This is a genomic window from Propionispora vibrioides (assembly GCF_900110485.1).
GTDB classification, from domain to species: Bacteria; Bacillota; Negativicutes; order Propionisporales; family Propionisporaceae; genus Propionispora; species Propionispora vibrioides.
On the sequence record NZ_FODY01000001.1, the window covers coordinates 293,176 to 306,237 of the forward strand.

Sequence of the window (13,062 nt, forward strand, 5' to 3'; positions counted from 1 at the left end):
CCTAATGCGTTTTTCGGGGGCTAAATTTTTTACACATTCTAACGGTGGTTCCCTGGCCCACTTCGGAACGGACCTCCAGCTCGTCCATAAACGACTCCATAAAAACAAACCCCAGGCCCATGCGCTCGGGATCGGAAGAATAGGAAGCCTGTCTGGCTAAAGCAATATCCTCTATTCCCTTACCGTAATCGATAACAATATATTCCAGCATCTCCTCATATAGCGTCATTGTGCATTCAATAATGCCCGCTTTAGGGTCATTGCCATAGCCATGAATAACGCTGTTGGAAACAGCCTCCGAGACAGCCACTTTTATTTCGTCAATTTCACTGATTGGCAAATCGGCCTGTGCGGCGAAAGCGGCGGCAGCAATGCGGGCAATGCCCACGTTTTCACTGAGGCTTTGTAATTTCATTGTTAGCTGATTTTTTATCTCCATGACATCCTCCCTATAATTGTGCCAAGGCATCCGTTTGCGATGGATAAACTTCGATAATTTTTAGAAGTCCCGACAACTCCAGAATGTGCGCCACCTGGGGCTGAACGTGAACGGCCAATATCCTTCCGTCCAGAGCGCTTAAACGTTTGTACCGTCCGAGGATAACACCCAGGCCGGAACTGTCAATGAAAGATACATCCTGCAAATCTAAAATCATGTTTTTGGCGCCGCAGGCATCCAGTGCCGTATCGATAGTCTCCCGGAATTTATCGGCGCCATGCATGTCCAGTTCACCTTCTATCTGAACAATTAACACCCCTTGTTTAAGTACGGTTGTAGTTTTCAATCCATCTCCTCCTTCCTTATTTTCCTTTCGCTAAAAAGGAAAATATTTCCTCCTTAAATAACAAAAAAATTTTGAGGTTTCCGGTAAAAAATAATACCGTAACCTCAAAATTTTATGATTAGCCTAAAGTGAACAAACCTGTCAGCATGTCCTGCAAAATCCGAATAAAACCGGCCTTTTCCACAGCTTGTTCCGCTACCAGATCCACTTTGCCAATTTCCTGCCCATCTTGAGTGACAATCAACTCGCCGTACTTTTCTCCTTCTTTAACCGGAGCCATAATATCAGATTCTATGTTAACCTTTTTTTCGATATTGTTTTTCTTGTTTTTCGCCATCAGCAACGTTAAATCTTTAGCTGCTACCAATGGAACCTCTTTAGTCACGCCTTTCATTACTTTTGCCTGTTCAACAACCGTTCCCTGTGTAACAATCGGTGCTGCCGAAAAATTAGCAAAACCCCAGTCCAGCAGCTTCATGCTTTCCCGTAAATGAGAGCGCGGCTCGGGAGTGGCAAAAACAACCGATATCAGCCGCAAACCGTCGCGTTTGGCTGTGCCGGCGAAACAATATTTGGCCTCTTCGGTCCAGCCTGTTTTTAGTCCGTCAGCGCCTTTATACCACCATAGTAATTTATTGGTATTTACCAACCAGTTTTTCCCGCCCCGCAGCCAGTATTCTTTAATACCGCAAAATTCCAGATATAAGGGATGGGTAACCGCTTCTTTGGCAATGATTGCCGTATCATAAGCACTCATGTAATGCTCCGGCGCTGGCAGACCATTAACACTGTTAAAATGCGTGTCAGCCAGCCCCAGTTCGGCCGCCCGCCGATTCATAGCTTCCACACCGGCCTGCTCTGAACCATAAATATGCTCCATAACCGCCATCGCCGCATCATTAGCACTTACCACGGCAATTGCAATTAAGAGTTCCCGTAAATTCATCTTTTCTCCGGGCTCCAGCCAAATTTGAGAGCCGCCCTGCTTATAGGCATTTTCGCTGATACTGACTTCATCAGTTAAGCTGGCCTTACCCTGTTCCACTGCTTCCACTGCCAGCAGCAACGTCATGATTTTGGTTACGCTGGCCGGTGGCAGCCTTTTATGAGAGTCTTTTTCAAACAGCACCGTGCCATTCGCGTCCATGAGTACGGCTGATTCCGCCGTAGTAGTCAGTTGAGTTGACTTTTCCTTGGTATTGGCGGCAAATACCGGTGCTAGACAAGTTAATAAAAGCAAAAGCGCGGTGAGTATTGCCGAAACCATTTTCCGCTGCCATCGATGCATGGTTATCACTCCTTTAACTTTTTTTTAGGTTGTCCACGATAAAAAGCCCTTACACAGGAAAATTTAGAAAGCCCCGGCAATTTGCCGAGGCTTGGGAACGACAAAAGAACCGGAAAATTCCGGTTCTTTTTAACTAATCAGTTTATTGTCTTTTATAAGCTTTTTAGGAAGCTCTGTCCATAAGGCAGCGACGGCAGGGAGAAATTTTCCGCAATGGTAGCCGCAATATCGGCAAAGGTATTTCTGATCCCCAGATCGGTCCCTGCGGCACCTGGATAATAAGCAATGAGCGGCACGTATTCACGGGTATGATCGGTACCGGTAGAGGTTGGATCACAACCATGATCGGCGGTAATCAGCAGCAAATCGTCGGCCTGCCACTGAGGTAAGAGCAGCGAAAGTTGAGCGTCAAACCGCTCCAGGGCTTTCGCATAACCGGTCGCATCATTGCGGTGTCCATACACACTGTCAAAATCAACGAGATTGGCAAAAATCAGACCCGGTTGCCCCGGTTGGCTGAGTAGATTGGCAAGATGACTCATCCCCTCGTCGTTTGATTTGGACTTTAAGGACTGAGTCAGGCCCCGTTGGGCAAAAATATCGCCAATTTTTCCAATACCAATTACTTGCTGTCCGGCATCCTTCAACCGATCCAACACAGTGACTGCCCCAGGTTCCAGGCTGTAATCATGACGATTGGCGGTACGGCTGAACGCACCGGGTTCACCGATAAACGGCCGGGCGATAATCCTGCCTACCGCGTGTTCACCGACGCAAACCTTGTCCCTGGCAATCTGGCAAAATTCATACAACTTGGATAAAGGGATAATATCTTCATGAGCGGCAATTTGAAACACGCTATCGGCCGAAGTATAGACAATCGGGTGGCCTGTCGCCATGTGCTGCGCTCCCAGCTCGTCCAGAATGACCGTACCGGAAGCCGGCTTATTGCCCAGCACACTGCCGCAGCCGGTGTAAGTGACAAACCGCTCGATAACCTCCGCCGGAAAGCCCTCCGGATAAACAGGAAACGGTGTAAATACCGGGCAGCCGGCCATTTCCCAGTGACCGCTGGTTGTGTCCTTAGCTTTGGACAACTCGGCCATTTTACCAAATCCGGCTAACGGCTTAGCTACCGGCTCAACCCCCTGAATAGACGCGATACGGCCAAGGCCCAGTTTTTCCAGAACAGGCAGAAAAAGCCCGCCCTGCGAGCGGGCAATATTGGCAAGGGTGTTCACGCTGGAGCTGTCGCCATATTCAGTTGCATCCGGCGAAGCGCCAATGCCGACACTATCCAGTACAACGATAATAATTCGTCTAAACATGTCCTGTGCTCCCCTTTATTTGTTTTCTTATTATGTATTATGCACGGGGATGGGCCTTATCATATACTTCCTTTAGCCGATTTTTGGTCACATGGGTATAAATCTGGGTCGTCGAAATATCCGCATGTCCCAGCATTTCCTGGACAGAACGCAGGTCGGCGCCATTTTCCAGCAAATGCGTGGCGAAGGAATGTCGTAGTGTATGGGGCGTAATCTGTTTGGTGATGTTGGCCTCCTGGGCATATTTCTTGATGATTTTCCAAAAGCCCTGACGGGTGAGGCGATTGCCGTGATGATTGACGAAGAGGGACGGTTCCTCATAGGTGCGTACCAGCTTAGGACGCCCTTTCGACATATAATCCTGAACGCACTTGGAAGCAATCGAACCAAGCGGTACAATCCGTTCCTTCGAGCCTTTACCATAGCATTTTATATATCCCATATCGAGATTGACATCGGAAATATTGAGCGAAATCAGCTCCGATACCCGTATTCCCGTAGCATATAAGAGTTCCAGCATAGCTTTATCTCTTAAACCGGCCGGTAAAAAACTGTTAGGTTGTTTGAGCAGTTCTTCCACTTCGCCAACCGTTAAAATTTTCGGCAGCTTTTTCTCCAGCTTAGGCGATTCCAAATGAGCAGCCGGATCTTTCTCCAAATAATGTTCTCTGACCAGATACTGATAAAAAGACTTTATTGCAGCCAAATTGCGGGAAATAGTAGATACGGCTCTCCCCTTGGTTTGAAGATTAGTTAAATAAGCTAGAATGGTGTTACGGTTTGAATCTTTCAAAAACTCCATTTTACTATTTTCCAAATATTCCTGGAACTGGCGCAAATCACGTCCGTAGGACTCTAACGTGTTTTGCGCCAGGCCCCGTTCCACTGCCAAATAAGTAATAAACTCATTAACAAAGCCTTCCATTTTTACCACCCTTTTTTTCAGGTTTTCCGGTCATGAAGTTAGCTGCACTCAATCGAACATAATTCATTATGTTATTCAACATAATCCTGGTTTTTCCTTTGTTTCCCTGTAAAATTAATGCATATTTACGATAATTTTGTAGTTTATCTGTCGATTCGGGAAATTCAGCTGCTATTTACACTGTCACTACATACTCTTAGCGGCTTCTCCAGCAACTGCTGACGATGCAAGTCCCGGTTTTCTGTCCCGGCAGTCCAGACCATGCTGATAATCTGTAAGAGCACAAACACAAGGACAAGCAGGAAAATTGTGCTCCGCAAAAGGATTCTTATCTTATGTAGTATTCCCGCCCTGCTGATAATAATTGTCATAATGCCCTCCCATTTCCGCAAACTTAGAACCTGTATTCAGTCATGGAAATGCTGGAGCGGCGAGTGATTTTTTCGTCAGACGAGGCAAATTTTCGTGGGCATAATGGGGTTATGTCAAGAAAATTTAACATAGTATGGCGGAAAAATCGCCGCCGATACAGCGTTTTTTTAATGGCTGAATACAGGTTCTTAACTTAATACTATAATTATTCGTTTGAAATGGGGATTATTCACAGAAATAGCAGACAGTCTACCGGGCACTGCGGATTTTACCCGTTCAAAAACATATTGACAATCATCTTCATAAATACAGGTGAAATATATACTTCCACCAGGGCGGCCAGCAGCATAACGATGACCATGATCAGGCAAAGACAGGAATACGCAAAGGAAGCATACAGCAAATTGCTGTTGCCATTTCCCTTGCGCTTTAAAAGCATCAGGGAAAAGTTCGTAGCCGCTACACTGGTAATGAAAACGGCGGGAATAACCAGAAAATTATGCGGCAAAACAGCAGCCAAAGCAAAGAGCAAACCCTTCACAATATATTCATTCACCAAAAATCCCACAGTAAAACCAATAATAAAACCCCGGGTAAATAAGATGAACAAAACGAAAGGAATGCCAACAATGGTAAAGCCCAGCAACCACATCAGCCCAATGACTTTCGCGTTGTGAAACATGACAGTCCCCAACAGTCCTGCCACATCTCCCTGTCCGCTTCCCAGACCGTTAAAAAAAATTTGCAAATATCCGGCCAGCTCCGCCTTTTGATCGGCGGGCAAAATTTTAACCGATAGGGCTCCCAGGACCACCCCAATGAGAAAAATAAGAATGGTAAAGAAGTAGGCAACGGCATTGGCTCTTACATGCTGAATTAAATTTTGACGTACATATCCCCACATAGATTTTCCTCCCTGTCCATACCTGCTAAAATGTATGCCCGTCAGACAGGGATTATACCTATGCCTTCATTCTATGTTTAGTTTTCCATAAATGCCGCCGGCGCCTTCCGTGATGCTGACAGAGCCACTGCGGATTCTGGCAATTTGTCCGGCAATCGCCTTTCCAGCCACCTTTTCCAGTTCAAGCAGAGAAACCTGATGCAGGATGTTCATTTCTGTCCCGAACGAAGTGAGCAGTTTGCTGAACGATTTAGTACCCAGGCCCGGAATAAATTCCAAAGGAATCTGATAGAAATAAGGTGGTCGATACGCCGGATGCCTGGGACTTTCCCAGTCGGCGAGGATTTCGATCCGCTCCCGGACCCCGCGAACCACCTTCTTGCTGCCACAATGGGAGCAAACCGGTTCCGGGCCACCGACTAGCTCGATACCGCTTTGCCCGCAGGCATTGCACAAATTACGGTGGTACTTTCCCAGCCGGGGATCAAGGCCATAATTGGCGAGAATGCGGTTACTGCCGGTTCGCGCCAAAGCCGCCCGGAATTGACTAAAGTCGGCCCTTTCCAGCAAAAAAGCGGTATACTCTCTGGCTATTTTTTGCGGCGAATGGGCGTCTGAATTGGTTACAAAGGAAAACCCGGCTAACTCGGCCAACCGATCAGCCATATCACTGTCGGCACTCAAGCCCAGCTCAATGGCACTAAGCTTGGCCAACTCCCGGTCGGACACCAGATATGACAACCGCTCACTACAAGCGCCGTAGAGGCTCTTAAACGGCGTAAACACATGAGCTGGAATAATGACAGCTTCAAAGGAAGCCGCAAGCTGTACCAGCTTCTGAAACGGCATATGAGCATTTTGGGTGCTCAGCTCCACATTCTTTATATGACGCGACATATAACGCGAAAAATCCCGCATCGTATCAAGATCAGGCAAATATACCAGGGTATGGGCCGGCCGGCCGTCAGCCTCCGCCGTTTCGATCTCAGCCCCCAGCAACAGCAGCGTCTCCTGTTCATACAGATAACCGCCGCCTCCCGCCTGTCGCAGCAGGCCTTGTTCCACCAGCCGCGTTACATCAGCCATTACCAGCGGCGACAGGGCATCGATAATGCCCACCATTTGGAGTCCTTTGCGTTTGGTAGCCTCTACCAGGATATTTTCCACCGTCAAATGGCGTGAGGAAGGAATCTTTATCCACTTGCCGCCAGCCGTCTGCCCGACATGAATATGTAAATCCGCAAAAAACTGCTTCATCGCAGCTATAGGTCGGCCAGCAACAGGCCAATAATGGTCTTGGCATCCTGAATCACGCCGGTGATAACCATCTCCTTCAATTGTTTCCTGCTGTAGGTTTCCACGTTGATAAATTCGTCCTCATCGGTATGCTGCTCGGTCATAACCAGGTTCGTGGCCAGATAAATGTGAATCACTTCATTGCTAAAGCCGGGCGTAGTGTAAATGGCTGTCAACTTCCGAATATGCCCCGATACATAGCCGGTTTCCTCCGCCAGCTCCCGTACCACACAAGTCTCCGGGGCTTCTCCCGGATCGAGTTTTCCAGCGGGAATCTCCAGCATGGTATCGCCAACCGGATACCGGTATTGCCGGACCATGACAATATCACCGTTATCCAGCACCGGAACCACCGCAACCGCCCCCGGATGCTTGACGATTTCCCGGAAAGACTCCTTGCCATTGGGCAGCAGCACTCTATCTGAATATACCTTTAACAAACGACCGTCATAGACAAACTTCGAGTCTAAAAACTTCTCATCCAATGTCCCCACGTATTTTCCTCCTAGACTAGGGCGTGTTTTCAACTAATGAAATGTTCCATGACGGGTGATTTTTGCGCCATACGAGGTAACCTTTTTGCAGGAAAGTGGCCCCTATTTCAAAAAATGTTAACGAAAGATGGACGAAAAGAACCGTCAGGGAATGTTTCGGATAGTTTGAAAACACGCCCTCTATACTTTACGGAATAAATTCCTTACCAAAAGCAAATATCCTGCCAAAAGCTAAAAAGACTTGGCTTGTGCCAAGTCCCACAAAAGATAAAGAGCAAACAATGCCACTTTATTTAGTATACCACCACTATTCCATTTTGATAATCTCCTTGCGCAATCGCTTAATAATGCGTTTTTCCAGTCTTGAAATATACGACTGGGAAATGCCTAACATATCAGCGACTTCCTTCTGGGTCAGTTCAATTCCGTCCTGATTAAGACCGAACCGCAGCTCCATGATTTTACGCTCCCGGCCAGACAGCGTGTTCATCGCATGGTACAACAGGTTTTTGTCCACTTCCTCCTCAATGGATTTATAGATAATATCATTTTCCGTTCCCAATACATCGGACAGCAGCAGTTCATTGCCATCCCAGTCGATATTGAGCGGCTCGTCAAAAGAAACTTCTGTCCGGGTTTTGCTATTGCGCCGCAAATACATCAGAATTTCATTTTCAATACAGCGGGAAGCATAAGTCGCCAGCTTGATTTTTTTGACCGGGTCAAAGGTATTTACCGCTTTAATCAAACCAATTGTGCCGATACTGACCAAATCCTCAATGCCTACTCCGGTATTTTCAAATTTTCGTGCAATGTATACGACCAGTCGCAAATTACGTTCGATGAAAATACTTTTTACCGCCTTGTCACCTTTTTGCAGACGGGTTAGGAGAAAAACCTCTTCATCATTGCTGAGCGGCGGAGGCAAGATTTCCGTACTGCCCACATAAAATACTTCATCCGGTTTTAAGATGTGCAGGAACTGCAATAGGACAATAAATTTCAACTTTACTAACAACTTGAATTTGAGCCAACTTAAGCGCATACACTACCTGCCTCCCTAATCTTACTGCTAATAATGTGACTTTCCGCAAATATCCCGCCAGGCAGCAATCCCCTGAAAGATCGATCTCCCGCCAATTCCGCCGGATACATCCCCACAACCACATCATCCACCTGAAATTCACGGTCCGGTGTCAGGACAGTAATCCGATCGGGCCGGAAACCCAATATCATACTACAGTCGCCCACGGAACGATAGGGAATGATCTGCACCCGTTGCAGCCAAGCCCTATCCTTGCACTCGACGAAGTCAGACAACCAAAATTCCTGGGGAGTCTCACGCAAAAACTGAGCGGCCTGCTCGCTCAAAATGCTCTCCAGCGCTTGGTAGTCAACGACGATAACAGGCGTTCTGCCAAGCATGGTACGCAAATGGTTGCCTGTGTCCAGTATAGCCGGGAGTTGAACTGCTTTCCCCGCATAATCGATAACAAGCTGGTATAAGGAATTTTTCGCTTCTACACGACTCAGCATCCGTTTAAAAACGAAATAAATCAGAAAAACTCCCACTGCTAACCCGCCGCTCACCTGCTTCCAGGTGACACTCTGCAAGGCAAGCTGCGACCGTTCCAGCCACCCGTGGTTTTGGATAAAATATAGCCAGCCTAAAATAGCTCCGCCTAAGAAAAAAGATGCGGCATAAAAAACTCCTAACAGTAATAAAAATGTTTTGACCGGTCTTTTGCCAAAACAAAGCAGCAGCAATACGGCGGAAACCAGCAATTTGGCCGGTATGGTATACAGAAGGCCAAAATCTATGAAAACCTCCGCCAATGAATATACGCTTCCGGCAGCAGCGGCCGCAAAAATGCGCCACAGCGAATAGGAAATGCCTGTTCCCCAGGCTGTCAGCAGGAAAAGTATACTGTTTACCAAGATATTAATTAGCAGCACAACATCTCCGTATATTTGCATAGCACCATCCTGCCTCCAGCCGGCTTATATAATCGCACAACTCTGAGAGTTGGTAGCCGCCAGCGTTATAGTCACTTAAAAAATATATGAGCGTAGTTTCTAATTTATTACCAGTATAACAGGTCATCGGCTGGAAAAATGTAATTTTATGGATGCTATCCGAACCACAAATCCCCCCAAAATTCGAAAAAAAAATCAGCCCCTCAGGACTGATTTTTCTTTATTATACTACCGCCGCATCCAGGTCGGTATTTCCAAGTTGTTTGCCTTAAACGGTTCAATCGTAGTAGTTTCTATCTTACCGGGAGTTATTTTGGCAGGTTTAGGGTCAAAGCCTGTGGCAATGACGGTGACCCGCACTTCATCCTGGAAGGTTTCGTCAATAACCGCGCCAAAGATGATATTGGCTTCCGGATCGGCCGCGCTGGCAATAATTTCAGCGGCAGCATTCACCTCATGCAAACCAAGATTGGTTCCACCGGTAATATTAAGCAATACGCCGCGGGCACCCTCAATCGAGGTTTCCAAGAGCGGACTTTTGATTGCCGTTTCGGCAGCCACCACGGCACGGTTATCACCAGAGCTGATGCCAATTCCCATAAGAGCCGAACCGGTTTCGGTCATGATGGTCTTTACATCGGCAAAGTCCAGATTAATAAGCCCGGGCACGGCAATCAGATCGGAAATCCCCTGTACGCCTTGTCTCAGTACGTCATCGGCAATCCGGAAAGCCTCCATGATCGGCGTCCGCTTGTCCACAACCTGCATCAAACGATCATTGGGGATGGTAATCAGCGTATCCACTTTCTCTTTTAATTTGGCAATGCCCCGTTCGGCCTGCGCCTGCCGGCGACGGCCCTCAAAAGAAAATGGTCTGGTCACCACACCTACCGTCAAGGCGCCAACTTCCTTCGCGCACTCGGCCACAACCGGCGCCGCCCCCGTTCCCGTACCGCCGCCCATACCGGCAGTAACAAACACCATATCAGCCCCTTTCAGAGCTTTGATAATATCTTCACGGCTTTCCTGGGCAGCCTTTTCTCCAACTTCCGGATTCGCGCCGGCCCCCAGCCCTTTTGTCAATTTTTCACCAATCTGAATACGGTATGGAGCCTGAGCGTGCAACAAAGCTTGAGCATCAGTATTTACTGAAACAAATTCCACTCCCTGCAAGCCGGACATAATCATACGATTTACCGCATTATTTCCGCCGCCGCCAACTCCAATAACTTTAATCGCTGCAAAACGCTCCAAATCCATATCAAATTCAAGCATGTAAAGTTTCCTCCCTTAATAACTCACAGTAATCTACCGAAACTAAATCATCGTCAAATAGCAACTCTACTTTACAACGCATGTACGGTCAAGAGAGTTTTCTATAGGTTACGCTTTCTTCCTTATGTTTCAACAAAAGTAGCATTTTCCCTTTCTATTTGGAAAATAAATATAGATATATTTGCAAATAAACATTGATTAGGAAAAAGACACATAACCAAATGACTATTTCTTTAAGAAATACCGTCGAAGAATGGCAAGGTTTTGGAAAATACGCAAACCAAAGGCCAGCAGCGCGACATAATATAAGTCAATTCCCAAGCGTTCGCCAACATAAACCAGGCCGGCGGCCAATAGGGCGTTAGTGAAAAAGCCGGTGATAAACACCGTATTGTCAAACTTTTCTTCCGCCCCGGCCCTAAGTCCGCCAAATACTGAATCCAGCGAGGCCAGCAGCGCAATCGACATGAATTTTGCGTATTCTTGAGGAATGCTGAAAGGAAACAATGTACCTAGGAGAATGCCCAGGATCAGACCCGCAATCGGCAGAAACATTATTTCACGACCTCCTTAACAGGCTTAGCCAGTTCATAATGCAGGGTGCCTTTATAGGCGGGAATAGTAACCAGCTCCTGCGGCTTAATGGTAATCTGAATACCCCAGAATTGCAAGGTCTCAACTACACCGCCCCGCATTTTCAAAGCGTTTTCCAACGTCTGCGGATCACCGATGGCCCGTATGTCATAGGGCGGAGAATAGCGTACGTTATTGACCGATAAAGTAGGTCCGGCGCAACGGATCTCCGAGCTGGCAATCAACCGCTGTTCATTGATCGACATCGCCTCGGCGCCGGCCGCCCACAGTTCATTGATTACCTTTAAAATATCGTCGTCATGGATCAAATACAGATTAGGATTTTCACCCGGTTTAGATACTCGTTTGCTGTCGTCAATGGTAATAATAATGCCAGGCCCCTCGACTGCCAATACACCGGCGCTCATTTTAATCAGTTCCGCTTCCTTGGAACTCGCTTCACTACCGGAAGCTTGGCGCAGTTCATGGACCTCTTTCAAAAGCCCGTCACGCTCTTTTTCCGTTTGAGCCAGCCGCTGCGATAAATCCTCCACTCTTTGATAGGGGATGCTGGAACGAATATCCTGGGTGGTACGAAATTGCACGGCCAGCATTATTCCTAACACAACGCATACAAATGCGATAGATACCTGTCCTTGTTTGATGGGAAGCATGCCAACACTTCCTTTCTTAAAAATTAAAGATAAGTTCCTAGTGCCTCATCCGGCAGAAATCTGCAGCAGATCACCGGCCTTTTTGCCGTCAGTCTTCGTTGTCGTCGACTTGCATATATCCGATATGCGCGCCTCCTTCGTCTTGCCTGACGGCAAAAATTCTCGGTGCCATACTACATCTTTCCACCGGATGAGACACTATCTAAAACGGATAAAAGGCGAAGCATAAGTAAGATCAATATATTCGATTGACTTTGCATCCTTTACATCCTGAAGAATATCATTAGTTAATTTGGCTTTTTCCGGCAACCGGTCGCCATTACCCAGCCGGATATGCACGGAACTTAGCGTATAGGCGGTCATTTGTCCGGAAGCCTGAATGTTAATTTCCGACAGCTGGTTCAGCGTTTTTTCATCCAAGGCCGCCAGATAAACTAAAACAGACTGAATCAACGGCTCATTGACCTTGTCGCCAACATACCCGTTATCCAGCTTAGGTCCGGTTATCAGCGGCACATTCAACTGCTTTACGTTTTTATAAACAGCCAAAATCATTCCCTGCTTGTCCAGTTCAAAAAAACCGTAACTACCGGCCACATACGCCAAAGGCTGACTCTCTTTGATGCTGATCACAATCGTGCTGGGATACCGCCGGGTAACCGCCACTTCGGCTACACGCAGGTCTTTGGTCAGGCGGTGTTTTATCTCATCAATATCCAGCCGGAAAATATTCAGCCGTTCAGGAATATTGGCCACCCGGTGGACATCTTCCACCGACATGTACTTATTTCCCTCAACCACCACCGTGCCGATGGCAAACAGTGATGAATTAATCAGCAAATAGCCTGCAAGCAGACAAGCGAATAACAGTAGCAAAACGGCAAATATTTTGGGCGGCAGCAAACGTTGATCCAGTGGCTGGCGCCTGTTCGGCCTGTCTGACTTAAGCATATAACCCTCCTCCTGCTATCCGATATACAGACCAGTACCTTTTTAGAGTGCCGAAGGACTATGAATATCGGAACAATGATCAAGGAATTCTAACAGTAATTATAATTATACAAAAAAAGTTTACAAAGATAAATAAAAATAAGAAAGACTCGGCCTTCACCAAAATATGGATAGTGGTAAAAACCATAGTCATTCTTAATGCCTATGCAATTAAACATGA

15 protein-coding genes are annotated in these 13,062 nt (G+C 46.9%); all 15 read right to left on the reverse strand.

Going from position 1 to position 13,062, the window contains the following annotated elements:
* Nucleotide 1: 1 nt before the first annotated feature.
* Entirely contained in the window at nucleotides 2-439 is a 438-nt protein-coding gene (gene spoIIAB / locus BMW43_RS01580) for an anti-sigma F factor (protein ID WP_091743633.1), read from the reverse strand.
* Between the two features lie 10 nt (nucleotides 440-449).
* The gene (gene spoIIAA / locus BMW43_RS01585) at nucleotides 450-785 is read right to left on the reverse strand and encodes an anti-sigma F factor antagonist (RefSeq protein WP_091743634.1); all 336 of its coding nucleotides are present in this window, start codon (nucleotides 783-785) and stop codon (nucleotides 450-452) included.
* Between the two features lie 118 nt (nucleotides 786-903).
* Nucleotides 904-2,073 carry a D-alanyl-D-alanine carboxypeptidase family protein gene (locus BMW43_RS01590; protein ID WP_091743635.1) on the reverse strand — a complete coding sequence of 390 codons (1,170 nt, stop codon included), beginning with the start codon at nucleotides 2,071-2,073 and terminating at the stop codon, nucleotides 904-906.
* Between the two features lie 152 nt (nucleotides 2,074-2,225).
* Nucleotides 2,226-3,401, reverse strand: coding sequence for a phosphopentomutase (locus BMW43_RS01595; protein WP_091743636.1), 1,176 nt, complete (start codon nucleotides 3,399-3,401; stop codon nucleotides 2,226-2,228).
* Nucleotides 3,402-3,438: 37 nt separating this feature from the next.
* On the reverse strand, nucleotides 3,439-4,326 hold the full coding sequence (xerD, locus tag BMW43_RS01600) for a site-specific tyrosine recombinase XerD (protein ID WP_091743637.1): 888 nt from the start codon (nucleotides 4,324-4,326) through the stop codon (nucleotides 3,439-3,441).
* A 164-nt stretch (nucleotides 4,327-4,490) separates the two neighbouring features.
* Nucleotides 4,491-4,697, reverse strand: a complete 207-nt coding sequence (locus tag BMW43_RS01605) for a hypothetical protein (RefSeq protein WP_091743638.1) — start codon at nucleotides 4,695-4,697, stop codon at nucleotides 4,491-4,493.
* A 269-nt stretch (nucleotides 4,698-4,966) separates the two neighbouring features.
* Entirely contained in the window at nucleotides 4,967-5,602 is a 636-nt protein-coding gene (gene spoIIM, locus BMW43_RS01610; RefSeq protein ID WP_091743639.1) for a stage II sporulation protein M, read from the reverse strand.
* A 66-nt stretch (nucleotides 5,603-5,668) separates the two neighbouring features.
* Entirely contained in the window at nucleotides 5,669-6,859 is a 1,191-nt protein-coding gene (locus tag BMW43_RS01615) for an endonuclease Q family protein (RefSeq protein ID WP_091743640.1), read from the reverse strand.
* A gap of 5 nt (nucleotides 6,860-6,864) precedes the next feature.
* Entirely contained in the window at nucleotides 6,865-7,392 is a 528-nt protein-coding gene (locus BMW43_RS01620; protein WP_091743641.1) for an NUDIX domain-containing protein, read from the reverse strand.
* Between the two features lie 307 nt (nucleotides 7,393-7,699).
* Nucleotides 7,700-8,437: an RNA polymerase sporulation sigma factor SigE gene (sigE, locus tag BMW43_RS01625; protein WP_091743642.1), complete on the reverse strand. Its 738-nt coding sequence runs from the start codon at nucleotides 8,435-8,437 to the stop codon at nucleotides 7,700-7,702.
* Nucleotides 8,428-9,369: a sigma-E processing peptidase SpoIIGA gene (locus tag BMW43_RS01630; RefSeq protein WP_091743643.1), complete on the reverse strand. Its 942-nt coding sequence runs from the start codon at nucleotides 9,367-9,369 to the stop codon at nucleotides 8,428-8,430. Before BMW43_RS01630 ends, sigE begins: the two co-directional genes overlap by 10 nt.
* A gap of 228 nt (nucleotides 9,370-9,597) precedes the next feature.
* The gene (gene ftsZ / locus BMW43_RS01635; protein WP_091743644.1) at nucleotides 9,598-10,644 is read right to left on the reverse strand and encodes a cell division protein FtsZ; all 1,047 of its coding nucleotides are present in this window, start codon (nucleotides 10,642-10,644) and stop codon (nucleotides 9,598-9,600) included.
* Nucleotides 10,645-10,869: 225 nt separating this feature from the next.
* Nucleotides 10,870-11,199, reverse strand: coding sequence for a small basic family protein (locus BMW43_RS01640; RefSeq protein ID WP_091743645.1), 330 nt, complete (start codon nucleotides 11,197-11,199; stop codon nucleotides 10,870-10,872).
* The gene (locus BMW43_RS01645) at nucleotides 11,199-11,891 is read right to left on the reverse strand and encodes a DUF881 domain-containing protein (protein WP_091743646.1); all 693 of its coding nucleotides are present in this window, start codon (nucleotides 11,889-11,891) and stop codon (nucleotides 11,199-11,201) included. The genes BMW43_RS01640 and BMW43_RS01645 overlap by 1 nt, the downstream gene beginning before the upstream one ends.
* Before the next feature lie 198 nt (nucleotides 11,892-12,089).
* A complete protein-coding gene (locus tag BMW43_RS01650) occupies nucleotides 12,090-12,842 on the reverse strand; it encodes a cell division protein FtsQ/DivIB (protein ID WP_091743647.1) in 753 nt (250 codons plus the stop codon).
* Nucleotides 12,843-13,062: the final 220 nt, after the last annotated feature.

What these genes read in the sequence shown, in the direction of transcription:
- spoIIAB (WP_091743633.1), bottom strand. Translation starts at nt 439, where the DNA reads ATGGAGATAAAAAATCAGCTAACAATGAAATTACAAAGCCTCAGTGAA.
- BMW43_RS01595 (WP_091743636.1), bottom strand. Translation starts at nt 3,401, where the DNA reads ATGTTTAGACGAATTATTATCGTTGTACTGGATAGTGTCGGCATTGGC.
- sigE (WP_091743642.1), bottom strand. Translation starts at nt 8,437, where the DNA reads ATGCGCTTAAGTTGGCTCAAATTCAAGTTGTTAGTAAAGTTGAAATTT.
- BMW43_RS01650 (WP_091743647.1), bottom strand. Translation starts at nt 12,842, where the DNA reads ATGCTTAAGTCAGACAGGCCGAACAGGCGCCAGCCACTGGATCAACGT.
- xerD (WP_091743637.1), bottom strand. Translation starts at nt 4,326, where the DNA reads ATGGAAGGCTTTGTTAATGAGTTTATTACTTATTTGGCAGTGGAACGG.
- BMW43_RS01605 (WP_091743638.1), bottom strand. Translation starts at nt 4,697, where the DNA reads ATGACAATTATTATCAGCAGGGCGGGAATACTACATAAGATAAGAATC.
- BMW43_RS01640 (WP_091743645.1), bottom strand. Translation starts at nt 11,199, where the DNA reads ATGTTTCTGCCGATTGCGGGTCTGATCCTGGGCATTCTCCTAGGTACA.
- BMW43_RS01630 (WP_091743643.1), bottom strand. Translation starts at nt 9,369, where the DNA reads ATGCAAATATACGGAGATGTTGTGCTGCTAATTAATATCTTGGTAAAC.
- ftsZ (WP_091743644.1), bottom strand. Translation starts at nt 10,644, where the DNA reads ATGCTTGAATTTGATATGGATTTGGAGCGTTTTGCAGCGATTAAAGTT.
- spoIIM (WP_091743639.1), bottom strand. Translation starts at nt 5,602, where the DNA reads ATGTGGGGATATGTACGTCAAAATTTAATTCAGCATGTAAGAGCCAAT.
- BMW43_RS01615 (WP_091743640.1), bottom strand. Translation starts at nt 6,859, where the DNA reads ATGAAGCAGTTTTTTGCGGATTTACATATTCATGTCGGGCAGACGGCT.
- BMW43_RS01590 (WP_091743635.1), bottom strand. Translation starts at nt 2,073, where the DNA reads ATGCATCGATGGCAGCGGAAAATGGTTTCGGCAATACTCACCGCGCTT.
- BMW43_RS01645 (WP_091743646.1), bottom strand. Translation starts at nt 11,891, where the DNA reads ATGCTTCCCATCAAACAAGGACAGGTATCTATCGCATTTGTATGCGTT.